Below are 16156 nucleotides of genomic sequence, written 5' to 3' on the forward strand. Positions count from 1 at the left end.
CCTGACGCGGGCAATATGGTCCTTGGTCGATCACACCGAGATGTTGAACGGCAAGGGAGAGTGAGAGGCCTGCGGCTGTCGCCGTGACGGGTTTGGAGGTCGAGAGAGAGGCTCTCGGACCGCCCGTCATGGAGAACAGCCATGACAGCGATTGAGATCATGAACGGGCGCCCCGCGAGCGGCGGCTACAAGGTGGATGTGTCCCGCGGCGGGCACAATGGGCGTGTGTCGTCCGAATGGTTTTCCCGGCCCGATGACGAGAAGTACCTCTCGCTCTCGGACCTCTACGATTCGGTGAAGGGCCGCGCCGTGCGGAGCAAGACGAGGACGGTCGAAAGCGCGGCGATCCGCGTCGAGGCCCATCGTGACCATCCGGAAAAGCTCGCAGTCGTCCTTCCGGACGCCGAGGCGCCCGTCGCGCCGACCCATTGGAGCTTCGGCCAACTCGCCAGCCTAGTCGGCGCCCCGGCGGCCTATCTGCGTCAGCTTCCGGCGCCGCTCGCGGGCATCAACCTGCAATATGGCCTCACCAACCACCGCGCTGAGCAGGTCAAGACGATGGAGGTTACCAATGGTTGCACCGAACTGCGTGCCGTAACCGGCCCCGACTATGGCCGCATCTACGACCATGAGCTGGTCTCCGCCGTGCAGCGCATCGCAGGCGACGGCGTCGGCGACACGCGCTGGAAGGTGCCGGGCGTGCTCGACTGGTCGACCGGCGTCTACAACCCGATGGTCGACGTCACCAAGGACACGACCACGCTCTACGCCTCCGACCGCGACGTCTTCCTGTTCCTGGTCGACGACAGGAACCCGATCGAGGCAGGCACGCTGCCCGACGGGTCGCCCGATTTCTTCTTCCGTGGATTCTATTGCTGGAACTCGGAGGTGGGCGCGAAGACGCTCGGCATCGCCAGCTTCTATCTCCGCGCCGTCTGCCAGAACCGCAATCTCTGGGGCGTGGAGGACTTTCAGGAAATCACGATCCGGCATTCGAAATACGCCGCAAATCGCTTCGCACACGAAGCAGCGCCGGCATTGGCAAACTTCGCGGACTCCTCGCCACAACCCTTCATGGAGGGCATTCGGTCAGCGCGCGAACGGATCGTCGCGCGCAGCGATGACGACCGCACCGACTTCCTGCGCAAGCGTGGCTTCTCGAAGGCAGAGACTGGCAAGATCGTCGAGACCGTCCTCGCCGAAGAAGGCCGCCCGCCCGAGAGCGTCTTCGACTTCGTCCAAGGCATCACCGCCGTCGCCCGGTCCAAGCCGCAGCAGGACGCGCGGCTTACCATGGAGACTCACGCCAAGAAGCTGTTGGAGGCTGCTGCCTGACAACCACACCGGGCGATAGTTTGATGTCGCCCAGTGTGTCTAACGCTATTGGCCGATCTCGATACCGACCTTTCCTCGATGCGCGCCGCTCTTCAGTCTCTCGAACGCTGCATCGGCCTGCTCGAAGGAAAACACTTTGTCGATGATCGGCCGAATACCCGAACGGATCGCCTCGCTGAGATCGGCGACCGACCCAACGTAGACGCCGCGAACATAGATGGCTTTCATGAGGATTGCGCCAGTATTCACCTCGCCGCCAAAACCGGTCAGAACACCGACCAGAGCAACCTCTCCACCAGGCCGAACGGCCTCGAGCGCTTGGTTGATCGTCCCAGACCCTCCGACTTCTACAACGTGGTCCACGCCTTCACCGCCAGCGATCTCGGCGGCGCGTGACCCCCAGTCTGGCGTTTTCACGTAGTCGATAACCTCCTCAGCACCCAGTTCTCTGACGCGCGCGGCCTTTTCGGGCGAACTGGACGTCGCGATAACCCTGGCACCCACCGACTTCGCGAACTGCAGCGCAAACGTCGACACGCCGCCCGTGCCCTCGACGAGGACGGTCTCACCCGGCCTCACGCCGCGCCCGCCAAAAAGGCAGTTCCAGGCCGTCACGCCGGCGCAAGGATATGCCGCGCCTTCCGAAAAGGACCAGTCATCAGGTAGCGTTACAACGCCCGTCGCTGGAACGACGATCTTCTCCGCCAGAACCCCATCGACATAGCCTCCCCCGAGGGCGTCAGCTTGCTTCGCCGCCGTGAACGGTCCCTCGGTCCACTTGGGCATAAAGCCGATCGCCACACGCTCACCCACGCGATCGGCCGAAACGCCTTGACCGACGGCGCTGATGATGCCTGCGCCATCGGACAATGGGATGAGATCGTCGCGCTGATCGCCACCATAGCGACCCTCTTTGACGATCAAGTCACGGTAATTCAGGGTCGCCGCCTTCAGATCGACCAGGACCTCGCCCTTGCCAGGTTGCGGGTCAGTTTCCGTGACCAGCTTCAGCGGCTCAGCCGCTCCATTCAAACGAAATGCACGCATCGAAATTCTCCTTGGTTGATTGTTCCAAGAAGGAGGTAGCGCCTAATCTTCATTAATGTTAGTACGCACAAAAAGGACATGTACGCACATGAATGATACTGTTAGGGGGCCTCGTCGTCGGGCCGAAAAGACCGGATGTGCCGTTGAAGCGACCATGAGTGTGATCGGAGGCGTATGGAAACCCGTCCTGGTCTTTCATCTCTTGGACGGGCGGCTGCGATTTAACGCGCTCTGCCGCCTGACCCCGAACGCGACACATCGGATGATCACGCTCCAGCTTCGCGAACTCGAAGACGACGGCGTGATCAACCGCATCGTCTATCCCGAAGTTCCGCCGCGCGTGGAGTACGAGCTCACCGAATTCGGGCGAACCCTTGAGCCTGTACTGATCTCGCTGCGCGATTGGGGAGAAGCCTTTCAGGCCCGCGAAGGGATCGAGCCTTTGCAGGAGGTGTGACGGGAGTCGCCGCTGCTCTGATTTAGAGTGAGAGGAGTGCGAGATTTTTCGTGACGGGTCTGGAGGTCAGAGAGAGTCTCATGACCGCCCGTCGCGGAGAAGTCCCATGACGAAGTCCAACAAGATCACCCTCAGCGCCTCGCGCGACATCCCCTTCAACAAGCTGGTGCTCAGCCAGTCCAACGTTCGGAAGGTCAAGGCCGGCGTCTCAATCGAGGAGCTGGCCGAGGACATCGCCCGGCGTACGCTCCTGTCGTCGATCACGGTCCGTCCCGTCTTGGACGACGAGGGCGCGGAGACCGGCATGTTCGAGATCCCGGCCGGCGGGCGCCGATACCGCGCGCTCGAACTTCTGGTGAAGCAGCGCCGGCTCAACAAGACCGCACCGGTGCCGTGCATCGTCCGCACCGAAGGTCTCGCGGAAGAAGACAGCCTCGCCGAGAACATACAGCGCGCGCCACTCCATCCGCTCGACCAGTTTCGCGCCTTCCAGGCGATGCGCGAGAAGGGCAAGTCCGAGGAGGAGATCGCTGCGGCCTTCTTCGTTTCCGTGGGCGTCGTCAAGCAGCGCCTCAAGCTCGCATCAGTCTCCGACACCCTGCTGGAGGCCTATGCCGAAGAGGAGATGACTCTCGACCAGCTCATGGCCTTTACGGTCAATCCCGATCATGAGCGCCAGGAGCAGGTCTGGGAGGCGCTAAAGCAGCACTACAACAGGCAGCCTTACGAAATTCGCCGTATGCTAACCGAGGGCGCTGTCCGCGCCTCCGACCGACGGGCGCAATTCGTCGGCCTCGACAACTATGTCGAAGCGGGTGGCGAGGTGCTACGCGACTTATTCCAGACCGACGATGGCGGCTGGTTGCAGGACGCGGCTTTGCTCGAAACCATGGTCACCGAGAAGCTGAACGAGGAAGCCGAGGCCATCCGCGCCGAAGGCTGGCACTGGATCGAAGTCGGCACCGACTTTCCCTACGGCCACACCTACGACCTGCGGCGTATTCGCGGCGAGGCCGAACCGATGAGCGAGGAGGAGGAAAAGACCTACGAAGCGCTCAAGGCCGAGTATGAGAAGCTCGAAGACGAGTATGCCGAAGCGGATGAACTCCCCGAGGAGGTCGACGAGCGGCTCGGCGAGATCGAGACCGCGATGGAAGCGCTCCAGAACCGCCCGATCCGGTTCGAGGCGGAGGACTACGCAATAGCCGGCGCGTTCGTCAGCATCGACAGCTCCGGAGGGTTGCGCGTCGAGCGCGGCTATGTCCGACCCGAGGACGAACCGGCAGTCGAGGCTGACGACAGTCCCGACGGCGAGACCGTCGATCCAGACGCGGACGAAGTCGTCGGTGACGCATCCGATCCGGTGACGGATCAGGATGAGGAAGACGATGACGACGGCACCAAGCCGCTGTCGGATCGCCTCGTGTGTGAGTTGACGGTCCATCGCACGATGGCGCTGCGAGATGCGCTCGCGAACGATCCGCAACTGGCCATGCTTGCCTGCCTGCACGCGATGGTCTTGCAACTCTTCTACCACTACGGCCAGGACAGCTGCATCGAGATTAGCCCGCGTTCCACGCAGTTTGGGTCGCAAGCCCCGAACCTCGGCGAAGCTGCCTATGTTCAGTCGATCGATCTCGGGATCGAGACCTGGGCCGGCAACCTGCCGAAGCAGCCGGAGGACCTGTGGGACGCGCTGACCGAGTGGGACAGCGACAGCCGCGAAGCGCTCTTCGCCCACTGCGTGGCGATGACGGTAAACGCTGTGCAGGAGCCGCACTACCGCAAGCCGCACCAGATCGCCCATGCAGACATCCTGGCTTCGACGCTCGGGCTGGACATGGTGAAGGCGGGCTGGACGCCGACGGCGGACAGCTATCTCGGCCGCGTGACCAAGGCCCAGATCCTCGCCGCGGTGCGCGAGGCGAAAGGCGACAAGGACGCCGACCGGATCGCCGGATTCAAGAAGCCCGACATGGTCGAAGCCGCGGAAGAACTGCTGGCAGGCACGGGCTGGCTTCCCGGGCCGCTGTGCACGGCTCCGCTCGCCGAACAGCCCGATGAGCCGGAGTTTGAGATCGTCGATGACGGCGATGTCGCTCCCGACGAACCGGTAGTCGAGAACGACGAGGCTGCGCTTCAGGCCGCCGAATAAGTCCGTAAACCCATCATCCCCTCAAAGGCCCGGCCCTCGCGCCGGGCCTTCTTCGTTTCAAGGAGATATCCGATGACAGATACGACCGACACGGCTGCCCAAGCCGCACCGACCCCGACTTTCGACTTCGCCAAATGGGAGGCAGAGCAACAGGCGCGCAACGCGTTGCTCGATACGATCCGCCCCAAGAACAAGGCGGCGATCTTCGCCGTCCTCACCGAGGCCGACATTACAACCGTCACCGTCGAGTTCGACGGGTATGGTGACAGCGGCGGCATCGAGAGCGTCCATGCCGAAGCCGATGGCAGCGAGATCGCTTTGCCCGAAGGCGCGATCAAATTACTCACGCTTGGCTGGCGCGAGACCGAACCGACCGAAAAGACCATGCCGCTCGGTGAGGCCATCGAGCACATGGTCTATGAATTGCTCGGGCAGACCCATGGCGGTTGGGAGAACAATACCGGGGCCTTCGGCGAGTTCGTCTTCGACGTGGCCGCAGAGACCATCACCCTCGAATTCAACATGCGCTTCGAAGACTCTGAGTTCTTCGAGCATACATTCTGAGGGAGGCGGACATGGGACACTGCTATCACCATGCGCTTTCCTCGGCGCGCAAGTTCGGCGGCACGGCAGACGACTATATCGCTCTGCACAATTGGTTCGACGAGTCCAAGTGCATAACCGCCGATTTTCGGCATCGGGCGCTGCGTCACCATGCCGAGGGCATCTTCATGCTCGAACGCATCTTCGGGACCGTCATCACGGTTTCGACCGGGCGCGAGGTACCCGTCCGGCAGATCGGCGAGCAGCATGTGATCGAGGACCTCGGCTTCATCCCGAGCTTCGCAGATTGGGTGCGTTGCATCCGGCCCGAGCCCTGGATGCAGCGCGCGCAACCAATCCACCGGATCGTCGATCCGTTCGCGGCCGAGGCGGAACCTCGTACTGGCGTCGTACAAAGGCAGGCTGGCGGCGGCTGACGGGCCATCGCCCGATATCGCCACATCGGCGAAGATGGGTCTGTCGCCGCCGCCTTCGCCCACTTTCGAGCAGTTGGCGACCACCAACCGAGGGAGACGCTCCCCCAACTCCCTCGCCCTGGGGCCTGTCGGACGCGGCAGGCCCTTTTTTCTGCGCACCATTCAGGAGACCGACATGGACAGTCCCGCCGCAGACCTATCGGACAAGCTTAGCCGCGAGGCAGAGGCAGTCTGCCGCCAATATCTGTCCAATGGACGCAAACACGGCAACTATTGGATCGTCGGCGACGTCGACAACACACCCGGTCGCAGTCTCTATGTCCGGCTCACCGGACCGAGCCGCGGCAAGGGCGCGGCGGGCAAATGGACCGACGCCGCTACGGGCGAGCATGGTGATCTGCTCGACCTCATCGCGGCCAATCTCAATCTCTCGACGCTGCGCGATACGCTTGAGGAGGCGCGTCGCTTTTTGAGCCTGCCACGTCCCGAACCACCCGCGCGACAGCGACAAGAACCGGCTCCGCAAGGATCAACCGAAGCGGTCCGCCGCCTATGGGAAATGGGGCAGCCGATCAGCGGCACACTGGCGCAACGCTATCTCGCTTCACGCGGTCTGGAAAACCTTCGAACCGTGAGCGCGCTCCGGTTTCATCCGAACTGCTACTACTGGCGAGAGGGTGCAGGTGCGGATGACCCACCCGACGCCTGGCCCGCATTGCTCGCCAAAGTCACCGACACTGCCGGAACCCTGACCGGCGTGCAGCGGACATGGCTGGATCCGCAGACAGCCGAAAAGGCTCCGCTCGATCCCAACCGCAAAGCGATGGGCAATCTGCTCGGCCATGCCGTCAGGTTCGGATCACCGACCGACATTCTCGCTGTCGGCGAAGGCCTGGAGACGATGCTCTCGCTGAGGCATGCACTTTCCAGTCTTCCGGTTGCCGCGGCGCTCTCGGGCAATCATCTCGCAGCGTTCGATCCGCCGACCGATCTCCGCAGACTCTATGTGGCCATCGACAATGACGAGGCGGGACGGACGGCTTTCGACGCATTGACCAATCGCTTCGGGGACAGTGACCTACACCTTCTACCGTTGCGACCGATGCTGGACGACTTCAACGGCGATCTTCGGAACTGCGGCATCGCCGAGATGCGCAGCCATTTGCGTCCCCAGCTCGCGCCGGTCGACGTTCCGAACCTTCTCGCAGCCGAGAGTTGCTGGAGTCCGGAACCGGTGTCGTCAGCTGGACAGGCGGAATGAACCTCACGCTAGAGAGCCGCGCCTGACGGCCTTCCCGAGAGGGGCGAGCCGGAGCGGAACCCGCCCGGGCCGGCAATGGCTGCGGCGGCACCGTTTTCCGCCGCCGAGCGAAGCTCGGCTTTGCATCGCGATCCAAAACGGCGCCGCCTCCGCCATCCTCCGCTGACGCTTCGGCCGACGCAGCCACGGGATCCCCGCGAAGTACCACTTCGTGGGGAATTGCGTCGGTGCGGGCCCGGTCGCGTCCCGCTTTCTTCTCGCCCATGAAGGCCGCGCGAGGCGCGGTCAGCGACAAGGAGGCATAACAACGCCCATGACCCAGCACGAACCCGAAACCCGCTCCGCCACAGCCCTAGTTCTCGACGAGTTGCAACTCTTCGGACATCGACCGTTTGCCGACGAACCCGATCCGCGGCCACTGCCAGACGCTAGCACCGTTGAAGGCGCAATCGCCGACATCTTCGACGCCCTGGTCATCGCCCTCTGCGACACGCGTCTCGAACCCGACCTGGAGGACCTGCTCTGGTCCACCACCAATGTCTTCCACCGCATGGCGGCCCGTATCGACCGCAAACTCGACGACAACGAACAGGCGCAGCGGCGGTCACAGCGCAGCCAGGACGGCTCCGAAGTCCGCTCGGTCGAACTGGAACGCCTCATCGCCGAAGGGCTGACGCTCACCGAACAGCGCAACGCCTATGACGGCATGCGCGATCTCGCCGCCGAGCATTTCGAGGCGCATCTCGGCCAGACCTGGCATCCGCGCTCGGGCAGCCACGTCAATCGCAAGCACATGACCGCCGCGATGATCGACAGCCGCGACTATCTCGACGCCAAGCGGAAGACCGAGCTCGAACCGCTCATCCCAACGGGGACAAAGATCGCCTTCACCGGCGGGCAGGACGTTGGCGACACCAGAGCCATCTGGGCCGCCCTCGACAAGGTGCGCGCCAAGCATGACGACATGGTGCTCCTGCACGGCGGTTCACCCAAGGGCGCCGAACGCATCGCAGCCTGCTGGGCCAACAATCGCAAGTGCCAACAGATCGTCTTTAAGCCGGACTGGACCCGTCACGGCAAAGCTGCGCCCTTCAAGCGCAACGATCTGCTTCTGGAGACGCTGCCCATCGGGCTGATCGTCTTCCCGGGCTCCGGCATCTCTGACAATCTCGCCGACAAGGCCAAGGCGCTCGGCATCCCACTCTATGATTTCCGCGCAGCGAAAGGCGGGTCGTCATGACCCGTGATGCGCGTACCGCATCGCGATGCGCCCAGCGGGAATATTCCGTGAACACCGCAGATGTGCTATGCTCCGACAGCGCCGTGGCGGTGGTGGAGGCGCAGCCCATGAGAGGAGACCGCCCATGTTCGTATCAGCCTTCCTGAGTGTCATCGGCCTCGGCTTCCTCGTCTGGGTGCTGTTCGCATTGGCCGTCTACGCGCTACCTGCATTCGTCGGGGTGAGCGTCGGCATATATATCTACGACACCGAAGCGGGCGTGATTGCGGCATTGGTTGCTGGCATGTTTGCAGCCGTCTTCACCTATCTCATCGGCCAGATCGTCTTCGCCAAGGTCCAGTCCGTCCCCATCCGTCTTGCCATCGGCGCGCTCTTCGCTGCCCCTGCCGGCGTCGCCGGATTCTCAGCGATCAAGGGCCTGTCGCAGATCGGCGGCGCCTCCGAAGACTGGACGCTGGCCTTCGCCATCATCGGCGGGATCGTCACCGCATGCACCGCTTGGGTGCGGATCGCAAACCTCGCCGGTCCCATCGGCGAGGACGATGTGCAGCACACAGATGCCATCAAGGCGAGCCCGTTCGCAAATGACCGGTAAGCGGGGCTTAGCCTACGTTGAAGTACTTGCCAGGAATGTCGGCTTTGGCGGGCTGCGCCCCTATGCGCAGCACACCCTGGCACCATCACGCAACTTGACCGCAGAGCAACAAGAGGACGGCTCTTTTGACGTCTCTTCGATGTTGCAAGAGGAACCTAAGCCACCTTCTCCTCGCCTGGCTCTTTCAACCGGTTTGCAAACAGCGCGCATATTGCCAAGCCCTATCACGATACGGTCGCCACGATGCTCCGGGCTGCTCAGCGACATCAGCCGAAGGTCCGTGTTGTCGTGTCCGAACTCGACTTGCAATGAGACGTGCGCCAACTCTGGCATGACAGACAGGGTCTTGGCGACAATGCTGCTGAATTTGCCAACGCTCATGTGGTTCGCGCCTCGCCCGTCAAGAAGCTGCAGTTTTGCCTCCTGCCAAGCTTCTGTGTTTCCGCCACAATCGATCCCTTTCAAAGATGAATGCCTGAGTTCAGTGACATGATAACCAGGCGAAATTTCACCTTCCTTGGTTTCAAAAACCAAAGGAAGCGCAGGGTCTTGGCGTTGAAGGTCGTGCAGGAGATCGGAAAGTGTCTTCATGGCGATACCTTTCATTTCAATGATTCTTGAAATACCCTACAGACACGTACTAACATTTCAAGAGGTGTTGAAACATGGTCGCAGAAGACGCCGCCAACTTGTTTGGGGTTCTTTCGAATACGGACCGACTGTGCATTATCCGGGTCTTGGTCGAGGCGGGCCCGAGCGGCATGAGCGCTGGTGACATTGCGCGAAAGATCGGAGCAAGCCCATCGAGGGCGTCCTTCCACCTAAACGCGCTGTCAGAAGCAGGGTTCTTGCACAGGGAGCGGCAGTCTCGAACCCTAAACTATCGCATCGATTTCAACAGAATTGGTGCGCTAATCACCTTCTTGATGGAGGACTGCTGCAAAGGAAGCGCCGAATTACGTAACTGCTGCTCGATGAGGTTAGGTTGAACCCAACAGCCCTTGAGCTCCTAAAGCGGCCCTTCTATACACCGGCAGCATTTGACACTTTGGACTTGCTGCTGCCATTCAATTGCCCCAAGAGCGCGGATCGCAAGCCTCGCCGGTCCTAATTGCAAGGATGATGGGCAGCACACGGACGCCATCCAGGCACATCCGTTCGCGAACGATCTCTGAAACCACGCCGCCGAAAACCATGCAGCATCACGGTGTAGTGCGAGGCACGTTGAAGCTCGAATATGGTTATTCGGCTGAGCGCGTCTGATCTCGTTCGAGCGCCCCGGCCGTGCACAGTACATATCGAACGCCGCCAAGCCTCACTGGGAGGGAACATTCTCGCATCGCCGGGAGAGCTTGGCGATGAATATGCTCTGCGCCGTTCTGCACGCCAGAGCCTGTCTTTCTTCGATCGACATTGCCGGTGGGTTGCCCGGTCCAGGGGTGGCGGTCATTTCTCATCCCATGCCCTCGTCATCAGCGTCCGTCACGGCCTCTCCATCGGCTGATCTGACCGGGATCGGCTGAAGCCTCGACCGCCTCAGCCGCAACGCCGGGTTCGGACTTTCTTCCCCTGGGCTTTGCCCATTCCTCGCGGGACGACCCTGACGGGTCCAAGAAAGACCGCCCCCGGCGTCCTCCGCTTGCGCTGCGGGCCAAGGGCTGCGTCGGCGGATCGTCCCGGTCCTGACGATCGCCATCGAGACCGCGACGGGCGCGGGATCGAAAGCCAAAGGAGAAATGACATGGCCACTATCGGAACCTTCAAGAAGACCGGCAACGAATACGTCGGAGAAATCGTCACCCTCAACGTGCAGGCGCAGAACGTCCGCATCGTCCCCGAGGACAGCACCTCCGGCGAGAACGCCCCCTCCCACCGGGTCTTCGTCGGCCGCGCCGAGATCGGCGCCGCCTGGTCGAAGCGCTCAAACGAGAGCCGCGACTATCTGAGCCTCAAGCTGGACGATCCGAGCTTCACCCAGCCGATCTACGCTAACCTCTTCGATGACACGGTCGTCGAAGGCGGCGAGGAAACCTTCAGCCTCATCTGGTCTCGGGCGCGCCGCAAGAACGGCGACTGAGCACCACGACCTCAGCCCCACCCGGGAAACCGGGCGGGGCTTTTCCGTGTGCCTGAATTGCGTTCACCAATTGACATTGTGCGGGCGCATAGAGAGTGGTCGAATGTCGGCAGTGAGCCCATCTTTGACGCTAGACGGATCGCAGCGAATGACTGCTATTCGAAACAACGAACGTGATAAACTTCTCGAGCGCCGGCGAAGTCTGGTTCGGATCAAACGCGATGCAAGTATCGAGTGTCGGGCATTGATCTGAAATGGCTACAAATGCGACATCTTTGCGCCCAAGGGTTTGCATTGCATCGATTACAAAACCAACGCCATGCCCTGCTGCAACGAGGCCGAGCACGGCGATTGAATTACCGACCTCTTGGCGGATTCTGGGCGCAAATCCAGCTTTGGTGCACATGGCGATCAAACGATCATAGATTACGGGCCCAGTCGGGCGTTCTACCAGAACGAACTCCTCTTCTGCCAAAGCGGCGACCGACAAACGCTCATTTTTAGCAAGGTTGTGACCACTAGGTAGGACTATACCATATTGATGAGACGCCAACTTTGATGTCGATAGACGGGGATCAGCGATGGGGGGATGAAGAAATCCTGCATCCAGTCGGCCATTCGCCAACCCAGTTTCCACATCACCGGACAGACCCTCGATCAGTTCGAGCCGCACATCTGGAAAGGCACTGGAATAGGCGCACAGGATCTGCGGGATTTCGCCCATAAATGAGACTGGCGTGTAGCCGACCCTTAGTCGCCCTGTAAGCCCGCTTGCAATTGCCTTCGCAGCGTCGTGAGCCAGACGCGACCGTTCAAGAAGCCCTTGTGCGTGTGGTAGGAACTGCTGCCCGGTCTCCAACAGTTTTACGCCTGCGCGTGAGCGGTCGAAGAGACGCATACCCAACTCGTCTTCGAGGCGCGCAATCCGGCCACTCAAGTTCGGTTGGCTCATCCGCAACTTCTCAGCCGCGCGCCGAAAGTTGAGCGTACTGGCAAGAATGCAGAACGCCTCAAGGTTGCGCATATCCATCTGATCAGCTCCAGTTATCACCTACCCAAATCTTATTATTGGAGCATTTCAGAACCACTCACCATCTCTTCTGCTGGATCGTACGTCAGAAGGAGGATTTCGATGCCGCTTCATCCAGCCCGTGCTTTTCTTGCAGGTTTATCAGCGAGCCTTATCGTTCCGGGAACGAGCCTGGCCCAAGATATACCGTTTGCAGATAGCGATCTCATCGCATTGTCCGATGGCGCCATGTTGGCAACTGGCTATATTGACGGGTTGCTCGGGCCGCTTACGCCAGATCTTTTGAGCATTGTCTCCCGGTCCGACGAGAACACCTGGACGCGAGCAGATGTTGAGGCCAGTAATTCCGTGGCGACTTGGCCAAATGTTATGGCTGTCGTGCAAGATGGCTCCGTTGCCATTGTCAGCGAGCCTTTCGCGCAGCCGGACGAGAAGGCCTTGGAGTTTTCGGAGATCGAGCAAGGCAGCACGCTCAGCCTTGTTGATCTCTCAGACAGCACAGCACCCGTTGTTCGTCAAACGGTGACCACCTCTTCGGCACCGGCGGCCATCGACATCCATCCGTCCGGCGAACTTGTGGCCGTGACTTTCCCGTTTAACGGTGAGATCGGCCTCTATCCCTTTGATGATGGGCAACTCGGCGAGCCGACAATGCAGCCACTCGGTCTGGAAGGCGTGTCGAACACCTTCGTTCCCGAGATCAAATGGCACCCGTCAGGCGACTTCGCCGCAATTACGCTCGGCGGAGCAAATCAGGTCGTCTTTTACCGCTATGCGGATGGCATCCTGGAACCGTGGGGTGAACCGATCACCACAGCACCACTTCCAGGCAGAGGGCAATGGACCAAGGACGGCGCGTATTTCCTAACGACTGTCATCAACATTACGGGTGATCTCGCACAACTCAGCTACGGTCAGAATACCAGTTTGCTGACGGTGATCGCGTTTGACGATGACGACGAACCGAACTCGCCGCCACGGCGCGCGAACGACCGCTCAACGACCTATGAAAGCGCGCCCGTCCAACATGCGGTTGTGGCATCAGTGCCGAGCGGCATGGGATATGTCGAGAACTTTGCTGTTTCACCGGACGAACGCTACGTGGTTGGACTTAACATGGTTGCTTCGTGGCTCCCGCGGGACGACCCCGGACACACCGACTACAGCGAACTCACATTGCTGACGCTCGATCCGGAAACTGGCTTGGCTGAGTACCGTTCGACGACCCGGATGCCCGGCGTAGTCCTTCCCCAAGGCATCGTCTTCGATCGAGAAGGGAGGCATATCGCTGTGACCAGCTATCAGGATGTGGACGGGGGCCCCGGACATCTGGCCCTTTGGGCATTCGATCCAGAGTCATCGACACCGTTCATATCAGTTGGCGAGCCAATCGGGATGCCGCGTGGCGTTCACTTCTTGCAGCGAGTTGACCAATGAAGATACGTGGCATCAGATCAGTGCTCGCTTTGGCTACGTTATTCTTCATGATTGCGCCCGTCTGGGCGCATCACGGTTTCACCGGACGATACGATCTTTCAATGCCGATCTGGCTAGAGGGCGTCGTGACAGATACATACTTCGGCCAGCCTCATCCAGAAGTCACATTGCGTACAGACCGCGACTTAGCGTTGCCAATGGGAGAACTAGATCTCGCGGGTGCTGAGGACACGATAAGGGCCAGTCTTCTAGCCGTTCGGCCAGGTACCCGAAGCAGCGAAATCACGATTGAATTCGCGCCTATAGCGCGCTTCTTCGATTTGGGGTCAATGGTGTCGGTTGGCGATCAGATTGCGATCATAGCTTTCCGCAATTGTGATGAACCGCATCAACTCCGTGGCCAATGGATCTGGCCAGAAGGCGCAGAGCCAATCGCAAGACCGGGGCGTGTGAGGTATCAGGTGGACGGTTGCTGACGTTGGATGTGGATTGAGCTCCTTACTTGGCTACAGGGTCTTCCGCTCGTAAGGACGGTTGCGACCTCAGCGCTACTATACCCCGTCGTGAACGGGACACACATCCTTGCCTTCGCTGTCATGTTGGGCGCGACTACAGTTTACAATATCGCTGTACTTAGAAATCGAGCCACCCGTGACCTGGCTGCAGCAACGCTACCACTCGCCGTCTCGGCATTCGCTTTGGCGGTGCTCTCTGGTTTGGTTCTTTTCGCAACACGGGCCGCTCATTATGCGGAAAACCCGGCTATGCAGATCAAAATCGCTCTCTTGGGCATTGCAATCGCGAACATCGCTTTGGCGCGACGCGCCCATTCGATCACTATTCGAAAGTGGCTTGCAACGTTCTCACTAGTGCTATGGCCTGCAACGCTGTTTGCCGGTCGTTGGATAGGCTTCCTGTGACCAATTCGAACCTACCGCCCATACGCCTTGTTTTATAACGCTGACATTGGCCATATAGCGGCTTTGTCCGCGTTCCCGACATCCGAATAAGCTGCTGTCGAGTGACTAGATTGTGTCCTGTTTATCTTCTTTCAACAACAAATCCGGTCGCACCTCCAGCGCCTGCGCGACATGCCAAAGCGTAACGATGGTGACATTCTGCTGACCGCGCTCCATCGCGCTAACGTGCGCCCGATCGACGCCCATTTTTACCGCGAGCGCGGCCTGACTCATGTTCGCTTGCATACGGTAATGCTTGAGATTGTTACCAAATGTGTGACGGATATCCATCCGCCGACAAAGGCCTATCGCGTATTTTAGTGCGACGCGCTATAATACGCGGAACCACAGGTGTTGGTGTGAACCGATAGCGGAAAAACGACCGTTCAACTGTCGGATGGTTGCCAGCATAGGCTATAATAAGGCACTAACCAATGACATGGGCACGCGCTTGAGGGGGAAAGAAGTGACAAAAAAGAACGCCAACAACTTTGCCGATACTCCCCCCACAGGCACTTCCGTCACAGACTATGACCGGCGGCATCTCATGCTCTATGCGCGATTGCTCGACGCAGAGGCGGACGGCGCACCCCTGGGTGAGATTGTCCGAATCCTGTTCGGCATTGATGCGAGCAATGATCCGGAACGCGCCCGCAGGCTGCATGACGGGCACCTTCGACGCGCGCATTGGATGACCGAGAACGGTTATTGCGATCTTCTCCATTCGCAAGCCACCTGACAAGAATTCAGAGATGCAGTGATGCGCTCGGCGCATCGCCATATGCCACCTGTACCCCTACAAATTCCCGTTTAGCGCGAGAATATTCATCGATCACCGGTCGCTATCCCGCACCGGCTTTTCGTTGGAGGTGCAGTCATGTCACAAAACTGGCGCAGTGAAGCCGACTACGATTACATCAGGGATCTCGATGCATCCGGTCTTGCCTGGGAGTGTCTGAGGCGCAATCCGCGCTATCGCAATGCCTTCCCAACCATGTCCGATGCGGAAGCGGCCGCTTGGGGGTTACGATTTCCCGGTCGATCCAGAGCTGCGCGCAACGGACGCGCGCCTCTATTGGAAGCCCACGGTCGCGCCCGCCGTTTCCGTCCTTGTGTCCGCCATATCCGATGAACGAATGCCACCAATCCGACTTGATCGCATCATCCTTCAGGCACGACGGGGGCGTAACGGGAGGCATTGGGCCTGTCTGCGGACAGGCTTGGTCTTGGTGTCCGACAACTCGTTCGTCGCTGAAAAACCGCTCGGAATCCTGCTCCCGCTCGATCCCGATTGGTCCATCCGCATCGACACCGCGCAGCGTCTGAGAACCGTCTGGCGCGGGCGCAAAACGCCTTCTTGGTTCACGGATCAACGCCGACGTCGCATCGGTCATGCGCTGCGAACGACCGACGCGCAGCAAAGCGGTGCACATCTGCGCGACATCGCCATAGCCTATTTCGGAGCAGGTCGAATTGGCGCAGAACCTTGGAAAACAAGCGCCTTGAAGGCGCAGGTGGCACGTCTTGCAAGATATGGTCAGGTGCTCGTCAGCGACGGTTATCGTCAGCTGTTGCGCGGAAAG

Annotated in this window: 18 protein-coding genes; 14 read left to right on the plus strand and 4 right to left on the minus strand. The window is 60.3% G+C overall.

Translation table 11 applies throughout. The features are described from left to right. Positions 1 to 141: 141 nt before the first annotated feature. Positions 142 to 1335 (plus strand): DUF932 domain-containing protein, encoded by a 1194-nt coding sequence (locus H7847_RS18475; protein ID WP_227270958.1) that lies wholly within the window; start codon positions 142 to 144, stop codon positions 1333 to 1335. A gap of 45 nt (positions 1336 to 1380) precedes the next feature. Here the strand turns inward: H7847_RS18475 and H7847_RS18480 are convergent, their stop codons facing one another. Beyond that, the gene (locus H7847_RS18480; RefSeq protein WP_227270959.1) at positions 1381 to 2382 is read right to left on the minus strand and encodes a zinc-dependent alcohol dehydrogenase family protein; all 1002 of its coding nucleotides are present in this window, start codon (positions 2380 to 2382) and stop codon (positions 1381 to 1383) included. A gap of 88 nt (positions 2383 to 2470) precedes the next feature. Here H7847_RS18480 and H7847_RS18485 point away from each other — a divergent pair, with 88 nt between their 5' ends. From H7847_RS18485 to H7847_RS18515, 7 genes are all read left to right on the plus strand, one after another. Beyond that, positions 2471 to 2839, plus strand: coding sequence for a winged helix-turn-helix transcriptional regulator (locus H7847_RS18485; protein ID WP_227270960.1), 369 nt, complete (start codon positions 2471 to 2473; stop codon positions 2837 to 2839). A 106-nt stretch (positions 2840 to 2945) separates the two neighbouring features. Beyond that, complete coding sequence (locus H7847_RS18490; RefSeq protein ID WP_227270961.1) at positions 2946 to 4994, plus strand: ParB/RepB/Spo0J family partition protein; 2049 nt, start codon at positions 2946 to 2948, stop codon at positions 4992 to 4994. A 72-nt stretch (positions 4995 to 5066) separates the two neighbouring features. Next, positions 5067 to 5558, plus strand: coding sequence for a DUF6878 family protein (locus H7847_RS18495; protein ID WP_227270962.1), 492 nt, complete (start codon positions 5067 to 5069; stop codon positions 5556 to 5558). 11 nt (positions 5559 to 5569) lie between these two features. After that, a complete protein-coding gene (locus H7847_RS18500; RefSeq protein ID WP_227270963.1) occupies positions 5570 to 5974 on the plus strand; it encodes a DUF6915 family protein in 405 nt (134 codons plus the stop codon). A 175-nt stretch (positions 5975 to 6149) separates the two neighbouring features. Then, on the plus strand, positions 6150 to 7235 hold the full coding sequence (locus H7847_RS18505; RefSeq protein WP_227270964.1) for a DUF7146 domain-containing protein: 1086 nt from the start codon (positions 6150 to 6152) through the stop codon (positions 7233 to 7235). 313 nt (positions 7236 to 7548) lie between these two features. Beyond that, positions 7549 to 8475 carry a DUF2493 domain-containing protein gene (locus H7847_RS18510; protein WP_227270965.1) on the plus strand — a complete coding sequence of 309 codons (927 nt, stop codon included), beginning with the start codon at positions 7549 to 7551 and terminating at the stop codon, positions 8473 to 8475. Positions 8476 to 8599: 124 nt separating this feature from the next. Continuing rightward, the gene (locus H7847_RS18515) at positions 8600 to 9070 is read left to right on the plus strand and encodes a hypothetical protein (protein WP_227270966.1); all 471 of its coding nucleotides are present in this window, start codon (positions 8600 to 8602) and stop codon (positions 9068 to 9070) included. Positions 9071 to 9130: 60 nt separating this feature from the next. Here H7847_RS18515 and H7847_RS18520 read toward each other — a convergent pair whose 3' ends face one another. Next, positions 9131 to 9676 (minus strand): DUF6428 family protein, encoded by a 546-nt coding sequence (locus H7847_RS18520; RefSeq protein WP_227270967.1) that lies wholly within the window; start codon positions 9674 to 9676, stop codon positions 9131 to 9133. Between the two features lie 59 nt (positions 9677 to 9735). Here H7847_RS18520 and H7847_RS27235 point away from each other — a divergent pair, with 59 nt between their 5' ends. Both H7847_RS27235 and H7847_RS18530 read left to right on the plus strand, forming a co-directional pair. After that, positions 9736 to 10059, plus strand: a complete 324-nt coding sequence (locus H7847_RS27235) for an ArsR/SmtB family transcription factor (RefSeq protein WP_227270968.1) — start codon at positions 9736 to 9738, stop codon at positions 10057 to 10059. Positions 10060 to 10811: 752 nt separating this feature from the next. Further along, positions 10812 to 11147 carry a DUF736 domain-containing protein gene (locus H7847_RS18530; protein ID WP_127772698.1) on the plus strand — a complete coding sequence of 112 codons (336 nt, stop codon included), beginning with the start codon at positions 10812 to 10814 and terminating at the stop codon, positions 11145 to 11147. A 130-nt stretch (positions 11148 to 11277) separates the two neighbouring features. Here H7847_RS18530 and H7847_RS18535 read toward each other — a convergent pair whose 3' ends face one another. Continuing rightward, the gene (locus tag H7847_RS18535; protein WP_227270969.1) at positions 11278 to 12177 is read right to left on the minus strand and encodes a LysR family transcriptional regulator; all 900 of its coding nucleotides are present in this window, start codon (positions 12175 to 12177) and stop codon (positions 11278 to 11280) included. A 102-nt stretch (positions 12178 to 12279) separates the two neighbouring features. Here H7847_RS18535 and H7847_RS18540 point away from each other — a divergent pair, with 102 nt between their 5' ends. Beyond that, the gene (locus tag H7847_RS18540; RefSeq protein ID WP_227270970.1) at positions 12280 to 13614 is read left to right on the plus strand and encodes a lactonase family protein; all 1335 of its coding nucleotides are present in this window, start codon (positions 12280 to 12282) and stop codon (positions 13612 to 13614) included. A 1025-nt stretch (positions 13615 to 14639) separates the two neighbouring features. Here the strand turns inward: H7847_RS18540 and H7847_RS18545 are convergent. Then, a complete protein-coding gene (locus H7847_RS18545; protein WP_227270971.1) occupies positions 14640 to 14864 on the minus strand; it encodes a helix-turn-helix domain-containing protein in 225 nt (74 codons plus the stop codon). Positions 14865 to 15012: 148 nt separating this feature from the next. Here H7847_RS18545 and H7847_RS18550 point away from each other — a divergent pair, with 148 nt between their 5' ends. The 3 genes from H7847_RS18550 to H7847_RS18560 form a co-directional block, all read left to right on the plus strand. Next, positions 15013 to 15312, plus strand: a complete 300-nt coding sequence (locus H7847_RS18550) for a DNA -binding domain-containing protein (protein WP_227270972.1) — start codon at positions 15013 to 15015, stop codon at positions 15310 to 15312. A 138-nt stretch (positions 15313 to 15450) separates the two neighbouring features. Next, complete coding sequence (locus H7847_RS27240) at positions 15451 to 15705, plus strand: transcriptional regulator domain-containing protein (RefSeq protein WP_227270973.1); 255 nt, start codon at positions 15451 to 15453, stop codon at positions 15703 to 15705. Positions 15706 to 15802: 97 nt separating this feature from the next. Continuing rightward, positions 15803 to 16156: DUF2285 domain-containing protein (locus H7847_RS18560; protein ID WP_227270974.1), on the plus strand; the 354-nt coding region annotated here is incomplete at its 3' end.

It is taken from the genome of Roseobacter weihaiensis, from assembly GCF_020622345.1.
Lineage (GTDB): Bacteria > Pseudomonadota > Alphaproteobacteria > Rhodobacterales > Rhodobacteraceae > Roseobacter > Roseobacter weihaiensis.